The sequence below is a fragment of the Vibrio sp. 1402 genome (assembly GCF_033340275.1).
Genome location: NZ_JAWOWE010000001.1, coordinates 417707 through 439495 on the forward strand (window position 1 = coordinate 417707; position 21789 = coordinate 439495).

Sequence of the window (21789 nt, forward strand, 5' to 3'; positions counted from 1 at the left end):
CACATTCCTTTCATTGCATATATCACGAACCAATGAGAGGGCGAATTATGAAAAGGACATCACTACTACTTGGGTCTCTAATAGTGAGCGCTTATGCACAAGCGGCGCCATTTGATACGTGCCCAAGCCAAGCATACCTATTCCAATCAACCCCGGTTCAAATCTATGGCGTCAATTTGGTTACAGGCTCTACGACTCTTTTAGAGGACGACACAGGTTTGGCTTCGGGCATCAACGGTGTAGGCTTTAACTTCACTGACCGTTATATCTACGGCTACGACACCACAAACAAAAAGATTGTTCGTCTTGGTAAAGACTTCCAAGCAGAGACACTTAATGTTTCGGGCCTTCCTACCGACCACACGTTTTACGTTGGCGACGTTTACAACCACGTCTACTACTTGTACCGCAAAGGCAAAGGACTTTTCTCCATTGACCTTTCTCCGCTCGATTCTGATCCAAATGCGACATTGAGCATCGTGAAAATTAGCTCAACAGCGACAGTGAACCTAACCGACTTTGCATTCCATCCAGGTGATGGCTCCCTTTACGGCATCGACAACAACTCTGGTGTGCTATATCAGTTCAACCCATCAAACGGTAGCGCAACTGCGATAGGTGACACAGGTGAGAAAGGCACATTTGGTGCTGGCTACTTCGATGTAAACGGCAACTACTACGTGTCACGTAACCAAGATGGCAAAATCTATCGCGTTGACCTTTCGGAAGGTAACGCAGCCAATATCGCAGCAGGTATCGTTCCTGCGGTTGAGTTTGTATCCAACGGTCCAAGCTCAAGCCAAAATGACGGTGCACGTTGTGCAAATGCTCCGGTGATTAACGAAGACGAGCCAATTGATTTCGGTGATGCTCCAGACAGCTACCACACAACACTTGCGTCAAACGGTCCTCGTCACGAAGTGGACGGTGTAACTTGGCTTGGTTCCGTCGCTCCAGATGGTGATGCCGACGGACAGGCAAACGATAACTCTGTGGGCACAGCCGATGAAGATGGTGTTGGTTTTGTATCCGCACTTGATCCAGGCTTAAGCTCAATTGTGAATGTGACAGCTTCTACTTCTGGCTACCTATCAGCATGGTTTGACTGGAACCGCGATGGTGACTTTGATGATGAAGGTGAGCAAGTCTTTACCGACCAATTACTGTCTGCGGGTAATAATCCCCTACCGTTTGTAGTTTCAACCGCTGCAACGGAAGGGTCTAGCTGGAGCCGATTCCGCTTTAGCCAACAAACCGGATTAAACTACGATGGTGGTTCGACGTCTGGTGAGGTGGAAGATTACCCAATTACCATCACTGGTAATGGTTACTCAGTGGAGTATTTCCCGAGTGCAGAAGATTACGCCACCGTGGCTTATGAAGATAATTGGCCATACACCGCAGACTACGACATGAACGATGTGGTCGTGAAATTCCGCATCACTGAAACCAGTCTTGCTGGTCATGTTGAGAATATTCAGATTACAGGTGACCTAGCGGCTTACGGCGCAAGCTACAAAAATGGCTTCGCAATCCGACTACCGGGTGTATTGAGAAGCTCGATTGAAAATGGATTAACGACGCTATCCTTCAATGGTGTAGAGCAAGCATCTAATGGCTTGGAAAGTATTTCTGATGAAGCAATTTTCATCATCAGTGAAGACTTAAGCACACACGCGGCGAGCAGCTGTAGCTACTTCCGCACAGAGTCTGGCTGTGATGATAACGTTTCACTCACCTTTACCTTGAATGTGTACTTCACTGAAGGATCTGACCGTTCAGCCATTCAAGCCATGCCATACGACCCGTTCATCTTTGCAACACCGGACACTTACCATGGCGATGGTATTACCTTCCAACCAGGTCGTAAATGGGAAGTTCACTTAGCAGACCAAGCACCAACAGAACAGTTTGATGACCAAAACCTCTTCGGTGTCGGCGTCGATGCAAGTGACCCAGCACAAGGTGTGTACTTCAAAACAGCAAACAACTTACCTTGGGCACTGTTGATAGTAGAAGATTGGGATTGGCCGCTAGAGCGTGTAGACATGGTCGATGCATACCCTCAATTCCAAACTTGGGCTGAGTCTGGTGGCGAACTAAGCACAGATTGGCACACCGCTCCAACACCTAACAAATGCTACATTCCATAGGGAGATAACATTATGAAAGCACTTATCACAATCATCATGGGATTAGCACTAACGGCTTGTGGCGGAGGCGGTGGCGGCGGAGGTGGTAACAGTACACCACCTCCACCAACCCAAACCACGGTGCCAGAGGAAGATACTACCCAGCAGGAAGAAACTACTGAAGAAGAGACAACGGTAACAGTGGAAGATGCAACCATGCAGGATCTAGTAGTACCAGATGGCTTTAGCTACAACCCAGTGACGGAAGGTACGCTCAATGTAGACATCAGTGGTTTTTCTTCACAACGAGCACACCTAAGCGTGTACAAAGAGTTTGTTGAGCACAGTTCAGGTAACTACGATGCAAGATACCCAAGTAAAGTCGCATCGGTTCCACTCAACAACGGTACAGCAAACGTCGACTTTAATGTTTCTGATAGCCAAGGTAGCCTACTTGTTGAAATTTGGTTCTATGACGGCAGTGACCCAATTCAGAAAGTGATTACTTCAGGAGACAACACTTGGACCATGTAACTAGATAGATTGAAGGCATAGCGAAAGCGCCCCTTCATCATAAATCTTCAATCTCAAGCTTAAAAATCGCATCGTTCTTTTGAACATGCGATTTTTTTGTTGTAAAACAGTAAGATTATCCACCTAGCAAACTAAAGACAATGCAAGCACTGATTAGTACTGATGAACTCAATAGCCTTCTCGGCCAACCTAACGTCAAACTCCTCGACGCTAGTATTGCGTTTCAAATCCCTTCTGAAGGCAAAAAGATTCAAGATAAGTGGATTCCAAATACTTTACGCTTTGATTACGACAATGACTTTTGCTTACCCGGTTCTTCCCTGCCGCATATGATGCCAACAGAAGAAGGCTTCAACCAAAGTGCGCAACAACTCGGTTTGAACAACGAAGATTTGATTGTGGTTTACGACAACTCTGGCACTTTAGCCGCGCCAAGAGCTTGGTGGATGTTCAAAGCTATGGGACATGATAATGTTCGAGTCTTAAATGGCGGTCTTCCTGCTTGGATTGAAGCCGGATTCCCTGTTGAAAGTACCCTATCGCAACCAAGCGAAAGAGGTAACTTTGCGGGTAAGCTCAACCAAAATGCCTTTTTGAGTGCACAAGATGTTCTTGCTCATTCAACCAATAAAAGTGCCAACATCATCGATGCCAGAGCCAAAGCACGATTCCTTGGTGAAGTGCCTGAGCCACGAGAAGGTCTACGTAGTGGGCACATTCCAAATTCGGTTTGCTTACCGTTTCAAGAACTCTTGACCAACGGTCACATTAAACCAAACTCAGAGTTGCAACAGATATTTAGCGCACTAACGATAGATAGTGACAATTCGATTATTTTTAGTTGCGGTTCCGGTGTAACCGCATGCATTTTATTACTCGCGGCGTATCAAATTGGTCTAGACAATCTGTCGGTGTACGACGGTTCTTGGACCGAATGGGGTGCTGACCACTCTCTACCTATCGAGCGTTAAGACAAGTGTCTGTTTAACAAAGTATCTTACGTTTATCTAAAGATGGTGTGTTCCAATAAACTAAACGCAGCTTCTAAACCAAACTTGTCATTTCGAAATAGAAACTGGCTATGAGTGATTTGTCACCCCTCATAGCCTGACTACATCAAAAGCCGACTATTTCCGTTAGCGTTCAGATGTCGCGTTGCCGTGCATTTGCTCATCTAAGTTGAGCACGGTTAATGCGTTGCTAACGCTCGTGGCGATCACGTCTATCGCTCCAGTTCTTAATGCTCCGAGTAGAGCGAGTGGCTTGCTGTTCTCAGCTGCGATCGCAATGACTTCCGAGATCGGCCGAAACTCTTCAATACCAAGTCCAATTACTCGGTCACTCATTACCGTGTTCGCTACATTACCGTGAATATCAAAGAAGTCATAACCTGCAAAATCCCCTACCACACCTTGTTGAAGTCTCGACTGAACCACTTCATCAGGCGTAAACCAACCTAAGTCGACCATGTAACTGTTTTCGCTCATGTCACCAATACCAACCAAAGCGACATCGGCTTTACGTGCTAGGTCGAGCGTTTGTTTCACGGTTGCATTTTGCATGAAGGCCAACTTCTGTTCTCTATTTTCTGCGTATGCCGGCGCATAAAGGGTTTCAGAGGTTCCCCCATATTTCTTCGCCAACTGACGACAAATATGGTCGGCGTTATACATACCGCCACGCGGGTGAATACCACCAATGCCACACACAAATTTACAGTCACGCGGCGTAATAACACCAATATGGTGAGCGACAGACGACACGTTGCGCCCTTGTCCGACCGTCACCACCATGCCGTTTTTGAGCGTGCTAGTGAGATAATTGGACACCAATCCCGATACCTGTAGTCGTTGCGCTTCTTCATTCGGTTGATCAAGAGCAACAAGCGCGCGCTTAACGCCGAATCGTTCGATCAAACGTTGTTCGATCTTGGCGCTGAACACCGGATGATATTTAACGGTAATTTCAACAATGCCTTCATCACGCGCTTGCTTGAGCATTCGCCCGACCTTTGCGCGTGATATGGCAAATTTTCTCGATATCTCTTCCTGAGTCGCACCGTCTTGATAATACGCGACGGAAATCTCTGTCAACAAATCCGTGTTTTCAATGGAAATATCTTGATTAGAACTGCTCATGGTTTCTCTCGCCCTTTAAGAGGATCGATATTGTATGCAATAAGTGAACATATGCTCATTGACTTAGCATATGTTCTTTATCAATTTAAACGCTACATTTGCTCATCGCAATAACATTTTCTCACTACAATTTTTTACCCTCTTGGACAACGCTCAAGCTTTGAACAATAAGGGCAAACGTTTATTTGGGTTAACCACTAAACACACAGTAAAAAAACGTTGATGAAGTTCACTATAAGTCCATTTCAGCGATTGACTTTCAGCATAGATAGGATAAATATGGACACATCATTTACTCAGCTATCGATCAAATGTTCATAGCATTTGTTCGGTAACGAAATTTTCCGTAGTTGGCTGAGCAGATGTCTCATTAAATGCGATGAGACGGTTAGCTAACTCGCTTGCAAATGCACAAGCTGTGATAACAAAAATCACGCTTAAGCCCATTTAAATAGGATGATCGATTATGAGCAACAAGTTAGAGCAACTTCGTAAACTAACGACTGTAGTAGCAGACACTGGCGAAATTGATGCAATTAAAAAGTATCAGCCAGAAGACGCAACAACTAACCCTTCTCTTATCCTTAAAGCCGCTCAAATCGCAGAGTACGCACCTCTAATCGATGCTTCAATCGAATACGCTAAAGCACAGAGCAACGACAAAGCTCAACAAGTTCAAGACACTTGTGACATGCTTGCAGTAAACATCGGTAAAGAAATCCTAAAAACTATCCCAGGTCGTATCTCTACAGAAGTAGACGCTCGTCTATCTTACGATATGGAAGGCAGCGTAGCGAAAGCTCGTCAACTAGTGAAAATGTACAACGATGCTGGCATCACTAACGACCGTATCCTTATCAAACTGGCTTCAACTTGGGAAGGCATTCGCGCAGCTGAGATCCTAGAAAAAGAAGGCATCAACTGTAACCTAACGCTTCTATTCTCGTTCGCTCAAGCACGTGCTTGTGCAGAAGCGGGTGTATTCCTAATCTCGCCATTCGTTGGTCGTATCATGGACTGGTACAAAGCGAAAGAAGGCCGTGACTTCGAAGCTCAAGAAGATCCAGGCGTACTATCTGTAACTAAGATCTACAACTACTACAAAGAATACGGCTACAAAACTGTAGTTATGGGCGCAAGCTTCCGTAACATCGGTGAGATCTTAGAACTAGCTGGTTGTGACCGTCTAACTATCGCTCCTGCTCTACTTGCAGAACTAGAAGCAGCTGAGGGTGAAGTAGTTGAGAAACTAGTTGATTCTAAAGGCGCAGCTGAGCGTCCAGCACCAATGACTCACGCAGAGTTCCTATGGGAACATAACCAAGACCCAATGGCTGTTGAGAAGCTGGCTGAAGGTATCCGCAACTTCGCCGTTGACCAAGGCAAACTAGAAGCGATGATCGAAGCTAAGCTTTAATTGCTTACCAAAAGCGAGTAGCCCGTCTACTCGCTTTTACCATCAGCACTATTTTCAAAAAATTCTATTTGAACTTGTTTCGGCGAGTTCCCTCTATTTAAATCAAATATCGAGAAGTAATCACTATGGATCGTAAACATCTAGCAAATGCAATCCGTGCGCTAAGCATGGATGGTGTTCAACAAGCTAACTCTGGTCACCCAGGTGCACCTATGGGTATGGCTGACATCGCTGAAGTTCTTTGGCGCTCTCATCTAAACCACAACCCATCAAACCCTGAGTGGGCAGACCGCGACCGTTTCGTACTGTCTAACGGCCACGGCTCAATGCTGATTTACTCTCTACTGCACCTTGCAGGTTACGAGTTGTCTATCGACGATCTGAAAAACTTCCGTCAGCTTCACTCTAAAACTCCTGGTCACCCAGAGTACGGTTACGCGCCAGGAATCGAGACCACAACGGGTCCGCTAGGTCAAGGCATCACTAACGCGGTTGGTATGGCTCTAGCTGAAAAAGCGCTAGCAGCACAGTTCAACAAAGAAGGCCACGACATCGTTGACCACTTCACTTACGTGTTCATGGGCGACGGCTGTCTGATGGAAGGTATTTCGCACGAGGCATGTTCTCTTGCAGGTACTCTAGGTCTAGGCAAGCTGATCGCGTTCTGGGATGACAACGGCATCTCTATCGACGGTCACGTTGAAGGTTGGTTCTCTGACGACACACCTAAGCGTTTCGAAGCTTACGGTTGGCACGTAATCCCTGCAGTAGACGGTCACGATGCTGACGCAATCAACGCAGCAATTGAAGCAGCGAAAGCGGATCCACGTCCTACACTTATCTGTACTAAGACTATCATCGGTTTTGGTTCACCAAACAAATCTGGTTCACACGATTGTCACGGTGCGCCACTAGGTGCAGAAGAAATCGCAGCAACACGCAAAGAACTAGGTTGGGAGCACGGTCCTTTTGAAATTCCGCAAGAAGTCTACGCAGAATGGTCAGCGAAAGAAACAGGCGCAGCTAAGGAAGCAGCGTGGAACGAGAAATTTGCAGCTTATGAAGCAGCGTACCCTGAGCTGGCAGCTGAATTTAAACGCCGCGTAAACGGCGAGCTTCCTGCACAGTGGGAAGAAAAAGCAAGCCAAATCATTGCTGATCTTCAAGCTAACCCAGCAAACATTGCATCACGTAAAGCGTCTCAAAATGCTCTAGAAGCATTTGGTGCTCTACTACCAGAGTTCATGGGTGGCTCTGCTGACCTAGCACCTTCTAACCTAACCATGTGGTCTGGTTCTAAGTCTCTAGAAGCAAGCGACTTCTCTGGTAACTACATCCACTACGGCGTACGTGAATTCGGTATGACAGCGATCATGAACGGTATCGCGCTACACGGTGGTTTCGTTCCTTACGGCGCAACATTCCTAATGTTCATGGAGTACGCACGTAACGCAATGCGTATGGCTGCACTGATGAAAATTCAGAACATCCAAGTGTACACGCATGACTCTATCGGTCTTGGCGAAGATGGTCCAACTCACCAACCAGTTGAGCAAATGGCATCGCTACGCCTAACACCAAACATGAGCACATGGCGTCCATGTGACCAAGTTGAGTCCGCTGTAGCTTGGAAACTAGCGATTGAACGTAAAGATGCACCGACAGCACTTATCTTCTCTCGTCAAAACCTTGCTCAACAAGAGCGCACAGTAGAACAAGTAGCAGACATCGCGAAAGGTGCTTACATTCTGAAAGATTGCGAAGGCAAGCCAGAGCTAATCCTTATCGCAACAGGTTCTGAAGTTGAACTAGCAGTAGAAGCAGCAGCACAGCTAACTGCTGAAGGTAAGAAAGTACGCGTTGTTTCAATGCCATCAACAGACGCATTCGACAAACAAGACGCCGCTTACCGTGAAGCTGTACTGCCATCAGACGTAACAGCACGTATCGCAATTGAAGCAGGTATTGCTGACTTCTGGTACAAGTACGTAGGCTTCGACGGTCGCATCATCGGTATGACTTCATTCGGTGAATCTGCACCAGCTGGCGAACTATTCAAAATGTTTGGTTTCACAACTGAAAACGTAGTGAACACAGCAAAAGAGCTACTCGCGTAATTGCAGTAAAAAGATAGTCAGTTTTCTCTATTGCGAATGTGAAAACTGAAAAGCCCCACCAGCAATGGCGGGGCTTTCTTTTATCTGGCTCCTATTCGCATAAACGCAGCCAGGACATAAACATCACAACTTTCGTCACGACTATTTGTCTTCAAATCGAAGTGCGAGCTGATAGAAATCTTGTACTTGGTCTTTCAACTGTCGGCTATTTTGCTCAACTGAATGTGTTGCTGCCAAGTTTTGTTCTGCGGTCGAAGCAATAGAATGAATGTGCTGGTTTACATCACTAGATAGCTTTAACTGGTTATTCGCCGCTTCTGCTACATCAACCATCAGCCCACTCATGGTTTGCATCATCTGTTCAACTTCAGACAAACGCAACGCGCTTTGTTCTGCTACTTGAGAACAGGCATCGGTTTGCTCTTTGTTTGCCAGAATATCTTTCTGCCAACTTTGAATCGTTGCCAACATAGTGGAGATAGAGGCTTGGATTTGTTCAGTTGCATTGGATGTTCGCCCAGAAAGCGCGCGGACCTCATCAGCTACAACAGCAAAACCACGACCTTGCTCCCCTGCTCTTGCCGCTTCAATCGCCGCGTTGAGTGCCAGTAAATTGGTTTGCTCTGCGATCCCACCAATCTCTTCCATCAAATGGTTCACCTTCTGCGCCTGATCACTCAGTTGATGCGTCGTTTCCGTCGCTTTTTCAGCTTGAAGGCTTAACTTCGCTAGATTGGTGTGCGTTTGATCGATGGTCTCCTTCGCCATCAAGCATGACTTCAATGTATCATCAATCAACATATGGGCATCATTGGTACTCGAAGAAACCGAATTTGCCGACGACTCCACCTCTTGGGTAGCATCTCGCACACGATGAATATCGGTATTTTGCTGATTTAATGCAGCCGAGACATCTGCCGTTGTTTGACTAAGCTCTTCGGCGCAATGCTGCAAAGGCAATGCGGAGTCAGTCATCCTTCCTAACACGGTTCGAATTCTTGCGGATAGCATTTTGATATGGAAATCGGCAATCGAAAATGCCGTGTTACCAGAATAGATCAAGCGACTTACGCTGTCATATTGCTTTTGTAACTTTTTAAGTTGCTGAGGTGTATCAATTAACTCTTGGCGGAATAACAGAGCTAGAACACTTGCAGGTAACGCACTTGCAAGCCAAGCCAACGGCCCTTCAACAGACAACGCATATGCGGTTGCAGGTGCGGTTAGTGCACCAAGTAGAATCGCATAGCGAATGGTTTCATTGATTTTCAACGACCAAGTTCTGCCAGACTTCTCTGCAGCACGCATGCTTTTGTAGGCTTTTGTCGCAATATCAACCCACTCTCGCTTTGGTTTCACGCGCACTGATTGATACCCAACAACATGGTTGTCTTCGTAGATAGGGGTGACATAAGCATCAACCCAATAGTAACCGCCAGACTTAGTGGCATTCTTAACCATTCCACGCCAGGCTTTACCTTGTTTAAGGCGTGCCCACATATCACCGAAAGCGGCTTTAGGCATATCTTTATGACGAACTATATTATGGTTCTGACCGACAAGTTCTTCGTGAGTGTATTCAGCAACGCGGCAAAAGGCTTCATTACAATATGTAATAACACCTTGTAAGTTCGTTGTTGAGACGAGTTCCTCAGACTCCCTCACGAGAGTTTCTTGAGCTTTATGAGAAATATTGGCTGACATAGACGAAACTTCTTTAGTTTTTATTGATTTTCGGCAAGATATATACAGGATTTTTATTTTTATTACAAAAAGTTAGATAAAAAGTCTTATCAAATCTACATTTTTATTGTGGGAATTCACATTATCGATAAAAACATAAAGAGGAGATTGTTGATTTGAGCTAATAAACAAACCCGACACGATAGGCCGGGTTATATATTAAGACTTAATTAAGCGGTTTGTGATTCTGGCTTTTTATTCGTTTTTAACGCAAACATCGCGATAACGAGTAACACAAATGGAAGAACATACAAATTAAGATTCTGCCAACCTACGGTAGACTCAAGCCAACCAGATAGTAATGCGGTGATGGTGACACAACTGAACACGAAGAATTCATTAAACGCTTGAGCCTTGCTTCTGTTTTTCGCTTCATAGCTTTGACTAAACAGCCCAGTTGCTGCGATAAACATAAAGTTCCACCCTATTCCTAACAGGATTAAAGCAAGACTAAAATGCCAGATAGACACTCCATGTATATTAATTCCAATACAAGCAACAAATAGCAATCCACCCGCTAAAATCATATTCTTAGCGCCAAACCGCTCTATCAGACGGCCCGTGACAAACGCAGGTGCAAACATACCCAACACGTGCCATTCGATCACTCCCGCCGCTTTATCAAAATCAAAGCCACAACCAATCATCGCTAAAGGAGTTGCTGTCATTAAAATGTTCATCACCGCGTACGCAACCATTGCCGCGATAACGGCCAGCATGAAATTAGGTCGACGAATAATCAGTCTCAGCTTATCCGCCTTAGCGTGTAGCGCCTGCGTGTGTGCAGGTGGAAAACGAATGGTTTGTAGCACAACCAACGCGGTTATATAAAGCACGACAAGCACAGCAAATGCACTAATGTATAAGCCATCACCTGACCACTGCTGTGAGTACACCGCCAAATTAGGTCCAAGGATCGCCGCTAACACCCCACCCGCCATAGATATCGAAATCGCCCTATGCCTTGCCGACTCTTCACACACTTCAATGGCAGCAAACCTGTATAGAGTACCGAAACCTATACCAACACCAAGCAAAAACGTAGACATGCAGAACAGATAGAAGTTTTGTTGACTTAATGCATACGTCGCTAGACTAGCACCCAAAATGCCAATGACATTACCAAGGCTAAAACCAAGGCGACGCCCTAACTTGCCCATAATTAGCGACGCAGGAATTGTCGCGGCCATCAGTCCCAAAAACTGCAGTGCAACTGGTAATGTGATAAAACTTGATGACGGCGCAAGTGTTTTGCCAATAAGGGCAATAACAGATATGAGTAAAATATTCCCTGTCATTAATAAGGCTTGGCAGAGGGATAGAAGCCATACATTACGATTCAATTCCAAATTCCTTTTGGTTACGACGTATACAGATAACATATAGGAAAGCAGAAACAATAGAAAGATATGAGAGTAATTCTCAACAAAAAGAGCCAGAGGCATAGTACCTCTGGCTCTTCACTATTCGCTTTTAAAAAAGTTTTTCTGTTGAGCTTACTTGTTGCGGCGCGCTTTTACTGCATCAGAAAGCTGACGAAGTACCGTTTCCGTGTCTTCCCAACCAATACATGCATCAGTGATCGACTGACCATAAGTGGCTGCTTTGCCATCCACTAAGTCTTGGCGACCTTCAACTAAATGAGACTCGATCATCACACCAAAAATGGCTTCTTCGCCAGCAGAGATTTGCTCGGATACATCATCAGACACCAGCATTTGACGCTTGAACTGCTTCGAGCTGTTAGCATGGCTAAAATCAATCATCACTTTTTTCGGCAGACCTGCGGTGTCCAGCTCATCTTTAATTTGAGCTACATGTGCTGCACTGTAGTTTGGTTCTTTACCGCCACGTAGAATAATATGGCAGTCTGGATTACCAGCGGTTTCTACGATCGCGGAATGACCGTATTTTGTTACTGAAAGGAAGTGATGGGAAGCGCTTGCAGAACGAATCGCGTCGCTCGCTATTTTAATATTCCCGTCTGTACCGTTTTTGAAACCTACAGGACAAGAAAGACCAGAAGCTAGCTCGCGGTGAACCTGAGATTCTGTCGTACGAGCACCGATAGCGCCCCAACTGATCAAATCCGCCACGTACTGAGGTGTGATCATATCTAAGAATTCACTTGCCGTTGGCAAGCCCATATCGGTTAGATCAAGAAGAAGTTTACGTCCGATACGTAGACCATCATTTAGCTTATAGGTGTCATTTAAGTAAGGGTCATTGATAAGGCCTTTCCAACCAACGGTCGTACGCGGCTTTTCAAAATAAACTCGCATAACAACCTCAAGCTGCTCGCCCAGTTCATCACGTAGTACTTTTAGCTTTTTACCGTACTCAACCGCGGCAGCCGGATCGTGAATAGAACACGGGCCAACGATCACGAGTAATCGATCGTCTTTTCCTTCAAGAATATTGTGAATGGCGTTACGGCAATCAAAAGTGGTCGAAGAAGCGGTTTCAGTCGCTGGGAACTTCTCTAATACTGCAACAGGTGGCAATAACTCTTTTACTCTATTTATTCTTACATCATCAGTTTGAAACATTACTTCTACTTCCTGGTTTTATTTCCGACCCCATTTTTACCAACTGAACTCATTGCAACATTGTTCACAAAGCGAGCAGCATCAAGGGCTGTGGTCATTTTCTGTCTAGCGTTTAAGTAACTTATCGGCTTAGGCGTAGACTTGCAATCAGTTTTTGCAAATAAATGCAAATAAAAACCACCTGTTAACCACCGCGCACAATGTAAAGTAAAGTTTACGAAAAAAGTTCAAAATAATCATCAATTTTCTTATGCACCAAAAAATCTTTACTACAATGTAAGAAATATCAGAAGTTTGTGAGGTATTTTTGGGTAGTAAATGTTGATCAAGTTCAAATATATTGTTGCTTGATATGAAATGATTAGAATATTAAACTAATTTCTTATAAACGCTGGTTTTTTCTAATTTTTTGATAAAACGAAGTAGAAGTTAATATGCAATCAATACAAGGAAACATTATGAACAAAGTAGCAATTGCAGTAGCAGCAGTGGTAGCTGGTAGTAGCGCGCTTTTAAACTCTGCTCAAGCTGAAATGTACATCGGGGGCAAAGTGGGCATGACTACACTTGACGACGCTTGCTATCTAAATAGCCCTTGTGATGATGAAGCGTTCGGTGCAGGACTACATATCGGTTATGACTTTACCGATATCATCGGGCTAGAGTACGGCGTAGACTTCTTAGGCGACTATGAAGGAAACTCTAGGTCAGGGGCTAATACGATTAATACGATTGACGGCAATCTAACGGCTTTAACACTTGCACCTAAATTCAACTGGCACTTAAACGACTCTTGGAATCTGTTTGCTAAGATCGGTGGTGCTTACATGATGTCTGATGACGAAACAGACTTTGTCCCAACAGGTTCTTTGGGTGCTGAATACTCGATCGATAGAAACTGGAGTGTTCGCGCTGAATACCAACGTTACCAAGATATGTCTGACGACGTGTGGGACGACATGGATGCTAACTTCTTTGGTATCGGTGTTAACTACAAATTCGCAGCAGCTCCAGTTGTTGCAGCAGTTGTAACGGAAGAAGTGATCGAGCCAGATCCAGAACCAGTGATGATGAGCAAGGTGCACAAAGAAGAGTACGGTACAGGTACGTTTGAATTCGATAGTGCTAAGTTAACAGAGTTCGTTTCTGAACGTCTGGACAACTTTGTTTCATTCTTGAACGAATATCCTCAAGCTCAAGTAGAGATTACTGGTTACACGGATAGCTCAGGCCCTGCGGCATACAACCAAAAACTGTCTGAGCGTCGTGCTCAATCTGTTGCTGATTACCTAACCGCAGCTGGCATTGGTTCAGATCGTTTGACAGTTAAAGGTATGGGTGAAGAAAACCCAGTTGCTGACAACAGCACTCGCGAAGGTCGTGAGAAAAACCGTCGCGTAGAAGTTGTGGTACCTTCATTTGAATACCAAGAGCTAGTTCAACCAGAATAAGCATCTATGATTCATGATCGATGATGTGGTAAAAATTAATGGGGTGCATTTGCACCCCATTTTGATCTCATATTAAGGGATATTGCCACTATGGTTTGGGGAAAAAGATCAACTCATTATCTTGCACCATAACACAATCCATACCAGCTGCATGCGCCGCTCGCTTCCCCAGCTCAGTATCCTCAAACACAAGACACTGTGACGCCTCCAAGTCGAGTTGTTCCGCGGCCACCAAAAAAGTATCTGGAAAGGGTTTATGGTTCTCTACATCACTCGCGGTTACTACAACATCCAACTTGTCTAATAAACCTGCATGGCTTAATAAGCGCATGGCACTTTCTCGTTGGCTGCCAGTCCCGACTGCAATTTTCTTATGGCCTAAATATTCCTCTAACACGATGTTCGTGCAAGGAATAACGTCACCATGAAGCTCCATAGCAGCGAATGTTTCCATTTTAAATGTCGCGACAGTTTTAGGATCTAATGAAAGCTCATGCACACGATTTAGTTCCTCAACAATTTTAAAGCTCGGCATCCCTCCTAAACTGTGAAACCACTCCTGACAAAACGGAAAATCAAAACGCTCAGCAGTTGCTTGCCAAGCTGCCAAGTGGGCTGGCATGGTATCGATTAGAGTACCATCCATATCAAATATGAATCCCTCATAGGGTCTAAAATCAATCGTGCTCATGTCTTTTCTTCTATTTGTGCATCTGTAATGTTAATTTATCAGCTCTTTCAATCGTCCTTACCGGCATTTACTTATCATGCTCAAAATTTCGAACTCCGTCACAATTCAAGAGTGGGAAATTCAATTATCCCCAATTAGAGCTCAAGGAAATGGTGGCCAGAACGTTAACAAGGTAGCGTCCGCTATACACCTGCGCTTTGATATCCGGCATTCAAGCTTACCTGACTTTTACAAAGAGCGATTACTTGCACTTTCTGATAGTCGTATAAGTAAAGATGGCGTGATCATCATCAAAGCGCAACAATTTCGGACACAAGAACAAAATAAGGAAGACGCCCTAAATCGGCTTCAAGCATTGATAAAAGCTGCCGCTTTACAGGAGAAGAAGCGTATTAAAACGAAACCAACCCGCGCTTCTCAACGCCGACGACTTGATACAAAAAACAAGCACGGAGCGAAAAAACAGCAACGTAAAAAAGTGCTGTATTAGTGCATGTCGTTTTCTCGACATGTTAGTTGAACAACGTTTGCTAGCCCTTGGAAATCTCATTGGATTTCTCTTTTTAGTTACTTATTCAGGAAACAACAATATGACTATTAGGCAAAAACTCTACTTCCTCGGAGTTATCGCCATTTTAGGCATCGTGGCCCTTTTGGGTACGTCATCCCATTTTGAAAATAAGAGCAATGATCTTAATCACGCCATCAAACTCGTTGGTGATCTAGAAATACGCTTACTCAACTTACGCAGAAATGAAAAAGATTTCCTACTGCGTAGTAATGACAAATATCTAAATAAGTTTGACGCCAATGTTGACAAGTTTATAGACACAGAAAAAGAGCTTGCGAACATACTCAAGAGTAATGAATTACCTTCCAGTCAACAATTTAAGCAAGACTTGCTCGCATACCAAAGGGGCTTTCAGAATCTGGTCAGCGCTTACCAACGATACGGGCTTGATTCAAAGAGTGGGCTTCTCGCCGGTTACGAACAAGCACTATTAGAAGCTAAACAACGTTCAGACCACCAGCAGTTATTGGCATTAGTCCGTTTTGACTCTGCGGTAAAAGCAGGACTATTCAATAGTGACTTGCTTGAGGGGCAATATGCTCCGGAGCTTATCAAAACAGGTAAGCAATTGGCGGCCCAAAAGCAAGTTGTTGGGGTTGCTTATGACAAAGGCCTACTCGGTGAAACTCGCGCATTATCCCATGCCGTAGAAGAGCAATTTGAAACCTTTTCCACAGCCCTTAGCTCTGCTGCCGCACAACGTGATGAACAAATGTCGACCATCAAGCAGGTCATTACAGCTCTGATCTTAGTCGTTATTTTCGCATTGATTTGGCAAATTTCACGTTCAATCAATACGCGAGTGAATAGCTTACTTGGCACCATTCGAAGTATCAGCGAAACGAACAACATGGGACTTCGATCTGATTTGAAAGGTCAAGACGAGCTATTTGATATCAGTCATCACCTCAATGACCTATTGGATAAGCTTGAGCATCTAATTAGTAGTACCCAAGAAAAATCGGCGCAACTCACTGCAAGTACCGATAATATGCATCGTGAGTTAGAAGGCGTTATGGAGCAATTCCACACGCAAACTGACCACACAGCATCAATGGCGACGGCAGTTCAGCAAATGGTTGCCACAATAGGTGAAATCTCTGAAAGCACATCAGTTGCGGTAGAAGGCGTACATCAGGCAGCGAATAATGCCGAACAAGGTCGAGGAGTTGTTGAGGCGACGGTAACCAACATCGGTCAACTAACCACGATTTTATCAAACAGCCAGCAGTCGATTGGCTCGCTGAATCAGCATGTAGATAAAATTGGTGGTGCCGTGAACATCATCCAAGAAATTGCAGAGCAAACCAACCTACTAGCTCTCAACGCAGCAATTGAAGCCGCGCGAGCAGGCGAACAAGGCCGCGGGTTTGCAGTTGTCGCCGATGAAGTACGCGCCCTAGCTAGCCGAACTCATCAATCCACAGAGGAAATCACGCGGGTCGTTGCAGACATTCAAACTCAAATGTCTACAGTTGTTGCTGATATTGATCAATGTAACGATCAAGGGCAACAAACACTTAATGCTTCTGAAAAACTGGATTCTAGCCTACAGCAGATCATCACTGACATGCATTCAATTCAAGGTAATTCGGAGCGCATAGCTTCAGCAATTGAAGAACAAGGTATCGTTATGAACCAAGTTAGCGGTTCAATCACCGAGCTAAACGCAATATCTGAGAATAACATGCAATCCGCTCAGGAATGCTTGCATGAAGTGAACTCTGTCTCTGCTCAAGCTCATGATATGGATGAAGCCGTTGCACAATTCAAAACTGCGCTAAAATAACCCTTTTTCAAAATAGAAAGCCCGAGGCAATCATTGCTTCGGGCTTTTTTTCAATTGTCACTTCGTGCTTACTGCGCACTTCGGATGTGATTATTCATCATCAAGAGGAACCAGCTTGGTGTTGCCGCCATGAACTTTCTCACGCTGTCTTTGCACCAGAGCGTAGAAGCCTGGGATCAAGAATGTACCTGCTAGAAGCACACACAATAGACCACCAATCAGCGACACGCCGAGTGAGTTTTGACTCACGTGCCCCGCGCCAGCGGCAAAGATAAGCGGGAAGATACCCAGAATAAATGACCAAGATGTCATATTCACAGCGCGGAAACGTAAAGTGCCTCCTTTAACCGCTGCACTATCGATATCAGCATCTTTTTCTTCTCGCTCTTGCTTGGCGAACTCCACAATCAAAATTGCGTTTTTCGCCGCCAAGGCTATGAGCAAGACAAGACCAATTTGGGCATACAAGTTAAGCGGCGTGCCAGTTAGATTCAACGCAAGGAAGGAACCTAACGTTGCTACTGGGACCACCAAAATAATAGCCAGTGGAATACTCCAACTTTCATACTGAGCCACCATAAACAAGTAAATGAAGATCAAAGCCAGCGCAAACGCATAAATGGCTTGGTTACCCGCGAGCACTTCCTGATAAGCCATACCTGTCCATTCATACGTGTACCCTTGCGGAAGAACTTCAGCAGCAACGCGTTCCATTGCTGCAATCGCATCACCACTAGAGTAACCCGGAGCTGGTTGGCCTTGAATGATAGCACTGCGGTACATGTTGTAACGCCACGCCACATCAGGCTCAAACACTTGCTCGTAGCTCACTAGCGTACTTAACGGGACCATATCACCGTTCGAAGAACGAACATGGAAACGCTCTAGATCTTCCATGCTGCTACGGTGCTGGCTATCAGCTTGCATGGTTACGCGGAAGTTCTTACCAAACATGGTGAAGTCATTCACATAAAGCGAACCTAAGTTGCCTTGCAAGGTTTGGAAAATAGACGACAGCGAAATACCTAATTGCTGCGCTTTCTCACGATCGATATCAACGTAGTAGTGCGGAACATTCGCGCGGAACGTGCTAAACGTGTAGGCAATTTCAGGCGCTTGGTTAGCCGCTTGGATCATTTCTCCCATGACCATCGACAAATCGGTACGACTTCGCCCTAGCGTGTCTTCAAGCACAAACTCAAAACCAGACGCAGCGCCCATACCAGGAACCGCCGGTGGTCCCATCGCAAAAACAACCGCTTGAGGTAGCTCTGTCGCCGCTCGACCGTTAATACGTGCCGCGATAGCATTAGCAGAGTGCTCTCCTTGCAGCGAGTTACGAGTATCCCAGTCATGCAATTTGATAAATACAGAAGCACCGTTTGATGCTGCTGCGCCTGTCATAAACGAGTAACCGTTCGCAACCGTCACACCATCCACACCAGGTTCTTCACCGATCATTTTCATTAAATCATTGGTGACTTCTTCAGTGCGTGATAAAGAGGCTGAATCTGGTAGCTGTACGTTAACCAGCAAAATGCCTTTATCTTCTTGAGGAACAAACGCTGTAGAGGTGGTTTTCGCAAAGAAAGTGACCGCTGCGATAGCAACTATAAAGAACGTCACGAGCAGTAAAGACTTCTTCACCAAGAAACCAGCGATCTGGCCATAACGCGTAGTGATGCGCTCTAAGCCTCGGTTGAAAGCCTGGAACCAGTTAGCGGTATTGCCCCCACCCTGCTTCAATACCAGAGAACAAAGTGCTGGAGACAGCGTCAATGCATTGATGGATGAAATCACAACCGAAATACAGATGGTCAAAGCGAACTGGCGATACATGATACCGGTGATACCTGGCAGCATGGCGACGGGTATGAATACCGCAAGTAGAACCAAGGTCGACGTGATGATTGGTCCCGTTACTTCTTTCATCGCTAGCAACGTCGCTTTACGCGGTGAAATGGTTGGGTCTTTCGCCATGGTAGTATCGACGTTTTCGATAACCAGAATCGCATCGTCCACCACGATACCAATCGCAAGGATCAAGCCAAACAAAGTAACCGTATTAATGGTGAAGCCCGTTGCCTGCATGATGGCAAACGTACCAATCAGAGAAACGGGGATCGCGACAACAGGAATCAACGTTGCACGCGCACTACCCAAGAACAAGTAAGTTACAGCAATCACCAATAGAATCGCTTCAATCAGTGTTTTTACTACCCCTTTGATCGATTCAGATACGAACACGGTTGTATCGTAGCTGGTCTCGTATTCCATTCCCTCTGGGAAGTTTTTGCTCAAGCCTTCAAGGAGCTCCATGACGGCCTGACCACTTTCTAACGCATTCGCATCCGATTGAAGAGACAACGCAACGATTGACGCGTCCTGGCCACGGAACTTACCGTTACCATCGTAGAACTTTTTGCCTAGTTCAACGCGAGCAACATCTTTCAGATAAACCGTAGAGCCATTGGGATTAGCTCGAAGGACTACGTTCTCAAACTCATTCACGCTTTCCAAGCGACCTTTGGTCACAAGGTTAAACTGAACTTCTTGCGGATTGTTGTATGGTGCTGCACCTACACGCCCTGCCGCAACTTGAACGTTCTGTTCAGCCAAAGCGGCGTATACGTCTGACGTGGTTAGCTTAAGGTTGGCCATTTTTTCAGGATCTAACCAAACACGCATTGCGTATTCGCCACCACCAATCACGTTAACTTCACTGATACCTTTCGCACGAGCCAACTGATCTTTTACATTCAAGTTAATGTAGTTAATCAAGAACTGATCATCGTATTTGCCATCAGGTGAATAGAAGTTAAGTACCATCAGCAAGTCAGGTGAACGCTTTTTCACCGTCACACCAACCATGCGAACTTCTTGAGGCAGTTTTGACTCAATCTGTGACACGCGGTTTTGCACGTTAACTTGCGCCATATCGGGATCGGTGCCGACATCAAACGTGACGTTTAGGCTGTAAGAGCCATCGTTCGCGCTCTTTGAAGACATGTATATCATATCCTCAACGCCGTTGACTGAGGTCTCTATGGGGTCAGCAATGGCCTGCTCGACAACTTCCGCACTCGCACCGGTGTAGTATGCCGAAACGCTGACTGATGGCGGACTTATCTGTGGGTACTCCGCCACTGGCAAAATCGCCAGTGAGATCGCGCCGGCTAGCGTTAATATGATCGAAATAACCAGCGCGAATTTAGGTCTCTGAATAAAGAAACGACTTAACATAGTGCCCCCTACTGCTTATCTTCAGCAGGTGCTTGAAGGCGCACTTCTACACCATTACGCACACGTTGTAGGCCTTGTGTAATAACTGTATCTTCCTGATCGAGCCCTTCTCGAATGATAATACCTTGTTCAACCTGAGGGCCAAGCTCTACGTTACGACGCTCTGCGACATTTCCCTCAGCCATCACCATCACAAAGTCACCTTCTAAGTCAGTCTGAACGGCACGTCGTGGAATAACAATAACGTCCTTCGTATTCTTATCTCTTAAGTTCACTTTGATGTGCTGACCCGGAAGTAACTTCTGCTCTGGGTTTGGCACTAGCGCACGCATTGCAATCGTACCCGTTTTGGTGTCAATACGATTACCTAAGAAATCGAGCTTACCCAGATGCTCAAAAAACTGACCATTTTCAAGCTCAAGCTGAACTTCAACGCGGTTTGATTCTGCTGAGCCGTCGCCTTTGACTTGATCCATACCCATGGCTAAACGCTCGCGCTCACTCACACTAAATGAGGTATGCACTGGGTCTAAGCTCACCAATGTCGTCAGCACGCCAGATGATGGAGAAACCAGATCACCCGTACTCACTTTGGTATCACTAATACGTCCGCTAAAAGGTGCTCGGATTTGAGTATAGGAAAGGTTAACTTCAGCAAGTTTAAGTTGAGCATTTGCCGCTTCTAGCTCTGCTCTCGCACCAAGAAGTGCCGCTGTTAAAGCATCAAACTCAGATTGAGAGATACTACCGCGAGGCAACAAGTTTTTACCTCGAGTATGATCTAATTCGGCTTTTTTTAGCGCCGCTTTAGCTTGTGCAAGTGCGGCTTTAGCACTCGCGACTTGGGCTTCAAAAGAAGATGGCTCGATAGAGTAAAGGAGCTGCCCTTTTTCTACCATTTGCCCCTCTTCAAAGTGACGAGCTTTTAAGTAGCCAGAAATCTGCGCGGTAATATTGGTATCTTCTACTGCTTCAATGCGACCGATATAAGACTTGCTCGGTTGGTAGTCGATAACCGTGACATCCTGAGTCACTACGAGAGGCGCTTGACCTTTCGTTTGGGCATTATTAGCTTCCCCGCATCCAGCGAGGATTGCTGTAGCCGCCATTAGTGCGACAAGTGGTTTCTTTTGCATGTATTTACCGTCTTTATAGAACAGGATATTGTTGAATTCCTATCAACCTTACTCCTTGCTGCCACTGAAAACTTCACTGAAAAGCGCCCAAGGTGTTTCTAAATGTAAACATGAGAAACAAAAGGAAAATAAAGTAATTTAGTTAACAGTGGTATTCAATGAGCAATATACATACAACTCAATCATAACTATTTAATATACGCCTTAGGAGATCGCGAATTTTAGCGTGTGCTTGGAAACACTAACGGGAGTATTGTATTCGGGCGTAAAGTGAGATT

At 45.3% G+C, this 21789-nt stretch carries 15 protein-coding genes; 8 read left to right on the forward strand and 7 right to left on the reverse strand.

Translation table 11 applies throughout. The features are described 5' to 3' along the window. Nucleotides 1–47: 47 nt before the first annotated feature. From R7044_RS01700 to R7044_RS01710, 3 genes are all read left to right on the forward strand, one after another. Entirely contained in the window at nucleotides 48–2153 is a 2106-nt protein-coding gene (locus tag R7044_RS01700; RefSeq protein ID WP_053349251.1) for an LruC domain-containing protein, read from the forward strand. Nucleotides 2154–2165: 12 nt separating this feature from the next. After that, nucleotides 2166–2666 (forward strand): hypothetical protein, encoded by a 501-nt coding sequence (locus R7044_RS01705; RefSeq protein WP_053349252.1) that lies wholly within the window; start codon nucleotides 2166–2168, stop codon nucleotides 2664–2666. A 140-nt stretch (nucleotides 2667–2806) separates the two neighbouring features. Then, entirely contained in the window at nucleotides 2807–3637 is an 831-nt protein-coding gene (locus R7044_RS01710; protein ID WP_053349253.1) for a sulfurtransferase, read from the forward strand. Nucleotides 3638–3802: 165 nt separating this feature from the next. Here R7044_RS01710 and R7044_RS01715 read toward each other — a convergent pair whose 3' ends face one another. Then, entirely contained in the window at nucleotides 3803–4804 is a 1002-nt protein-coding gene (locus R7044_RS01715; protein ID WP_005387670.1) for a sugar-binding transcriptional regulator, read from the reverse strand. Between the two features lie 466 nt (nucleotides 4805–5270). Between R7044_RS01715 and tal the strand changes: the two genes are divergently transcribed. Continuing rightward, nucleotides 5271–6221 carry a transaldolase gene (gene tal / locus R7044_RS01720; RefSeq protein WP_005373488.1) on the forward strand — a complete coding sequence of 317 codons (951 nt, stop codon included), beginning with the start codon at nucleotides 5271–5273 and terminating at the stop codon, nucleotides 6219–6221. A gap of 125 nt (nucleotides 6222–6346) precedes the next feature. Further along, complete coding sequence (gene tkt, locus R7044_RS01725; protein WP_053349254.1) at nucleotides 6347–8338, forward strand: transketolase; 1992 nt, start codon at nucleotides 6347–6349, stop codon at nucleotides 8336–8338. Nucleotides 8339–8479: 141 nt separating this feature from the next. Here the strand turns inward: tkt and R7044_RS01730 are convergent, their stop codons facing one another. The 3 genes from R7044_RS01730 to aroG all read right to left on the reverse strand — a co-directional run bounded on the left by R7044_RS01730 (nucleotide 8480) and on the right by aroG (nucleotide 12630). Further along, nucleotides 8480–10042: a methyl-accepting chemotaxis protein gene (locus tag R7044_RS01730; protein ID WP_053349255.1), complete on the reverse strand. Its 1563-nt coding sequence runs from the start codon at nucleotides 10040–10042 to the stop codon at nucleotides 8480–8482. 209 nt (nucleotides 10043–10251) lie between these two features. Further along, a complete protein-coding gene (locus tag R7044_RS01735; protein WP_025767923.1) occupies nucleotides 10252–11424 on the reverse strand; it encodes an MFS transporter in 1173 nt (390 codons plus the stop codon). Nucleotides 11425–11577: 153 nt separating this feature from the next. Then, nucleotides 11578–12630 carry a 3-deoxy-7-phosphoheptulonate synthase AroG gene (aroG, locus tag R7044_RS01740; RefSeq protein WP_017635200.1) on the reverse strand — a complete coding sequence of 351 codons (1053 nt, stop codon included), beginning with the start codon at nucleotides 12628–12630 and terminating at the stop codon, nucleotides 11578–11580. Between the two features lie 458 nt (nucleotides 12631–13088). Here aroG and R7044_RS01745 point away from each other — a divergent pair, with 458 nt between their 5' ends. After that, nucleotides 13089–14081 carry an OmpA family protein gene (locus tag R7044_RS01745; protein WP_225455314.1) on the forward strand — a complete coding sequence of 331 codons (993 nt, stop codon included), beginning with the start codon at nucleotides 13089–13091 and terminating at the stop codon, nucleotides 14079–14081. 88 nt (nucleotides 14082–14169) lie between these two features. Here R7044_RS01745 and R7044_RS01750 read toward each other — a convergent pair whose 3' ends face one another. Beyond that, the gene (locus tag R7044_RS01750; protein ID WP_017819896.1) at nucleotides 14170–14772 is read right to left on the reverse strand and encodes a beta-phosphoglucomutase family hydrolase; all 603 of its coding nucleotides are present in this window, start codon (nucleotides 14770–14772) and stop codon (nucleotides 14170–14172) included. 76 nt (nucleotides 14773–14848) lie between these two features. Here R7044_RS01750 and arfB point away from each other — a divergent pair, with 76 nt between their 5' ends. Continuing rightward, nucleotides 14849–15262 (forward strand): alternative ribosome rescue aminoacyl-tRNA hydrolase ArfB, encoded by a 414-nt coding sequence (arfB, locus tag R7044_RS01755; RefSeq protein WP_017635196.1) that lies wholly within the window; start codon nucleotides 14849–14851, stop codon nucleotides 15260–15262. 100 nt (nucleotides 15263–15362) lie between these two features. Further along, entirely contained in the window at nucleotides 15363–17132 is a 1770-nt protein-coding gene (locus tag R7044_RS01760; RefSeq protein ID WP_025767924.1) for a methyl-accepting chemotaxis protein, read from the forward strand. Between the two features lie 90 nt (nucleotides 17133–17222). Here R7044_RS01760 and vmeZ read toward each other — a convergent pair whose 3' ends face one another. Both vmeZ and vmeY read right to left on the reverse strand, forming a co-directional pair. Further along, nucleotides 17223–20375, reverse strand: a complete 3153-nt coding sequence (gene vmeZ, locus R7044_RS01765; protein ID WP_054574703.1) for a multidrug efflux RND transporter permease subunit VmeZ — start codon at nucleotides 20373–20375, stop codon at nucleotides 17223–17225. An 8-nt stretch (nucleotides 20376–20383) separates the two neighbouring features. Next, nucleotides 20384–21511, reverse strand: a complete 1128-nt coding sequence (gene vmeY / locus R7044_RS01770; protein ID WP_064369359.1) for a multidrug efflux RND transporter periplasmic adaptor subunit VmeY — start codon at nucleotides 21509–21511, stop codon at nucleotides 20384–20386. Between the last annotated feature and the right edge of the window lie 278 nt (nucleotides 21512–21789).

Bases quoted from the DNA above. Each gene is read 5' to 3' on its own strand.
- R7044_RS01700 (WP_053349251.1), top strand. From the start codon at position 48: ATGAAAAGGACATCACTACTACTTGGGTCTCTAATAGTGAGCGCTTAT.
- R7044_RS01745 (WP_225455314.1), top strand. From the start codon at position 13,089: ATGAACAAAGTAGCAATTGCAGTAGCAGCAGTGGTAGCTGGTAGTAGC.
- tal (WP_005373488.1), top strand. From the start codon at position 5,271: ATGAGCAACAAGTTAGAGCAACTTCGTAAACTAACGACTGTAGTAGCA.
- R7044_RS01710 (WP_053349253.1), top strand. From the start codon at position 2,807: ATGCAAGCACTGATTAGTACTGATGAACTCAATAGCCTTCTCGGCCAA.
- R7044_RS01715 (WP_005387670.1), bottom strand. From the start codon at position 4,804: ATGAGCAGTTCTAATCAAGATATTTCCATTGAAAACACGGATTTGTTG.
- tkt (WP_053349254.1), top strand. From the start codon at position 6,347: ATGGATCGTAAACATCTAGCAAATGCAATCCGTGCGCTAAGCATGGAT.
- R7044_RS01760 (WP_025767924.1), top strand. From the start codon at position 15,363: ATGACTATTAGGCAAAAACTCTACTTCCTCGGAGTTATCGCCATTTTA.
- vmeZ (WP_054574703.1), bottom strand. From the start codon at position 20,375: ATGTTAAGTCGTTTCTTTATTCAGAGACCTAAATTCGCGCTGGTTATT.
- R7044_RS01750 (WP_017819896.1), bottom strand. From the start codon at position 14,772: ATGAGCACGATTGATTTTAGACCCTATGAGGGATTCATATTTGATATG.
- R7044_RS01730 (WP_053349255.1), bottom strand. From the start codon at position 10,042: ATGTCAGCCAATATTTCTCATAAAGCTCAAGAAACTCTCGTGAGGGAG.
- aroG (WP_017635200.1), bottom strand. From the start codon at position 12,630: ATGTTTCAAACTGATGATGTAAGAATAAATAGAGTAAAAGAGTTATTG.
- arfB (WP_017635196.1), top strand. From the start codon at position 14,849: ATGCTCAAAATTTCGAACTCCGTCACAATTCAAGAGTGGGAAATTCAA.
- R7044_RS01705 (WP_053349252.1), top strand. From the start codon at position 2,166: ATGAAAGCACTTATCACAATCATCATGGGATTAGCACTAACGGCTTGT.
- vmeY (WP_064369359.1), bottom strand. From the start codon at position 21,511: ATGCAAAAGAAACCACTTGTCGCACTAATGGCGGCTACAGCAATCCTC.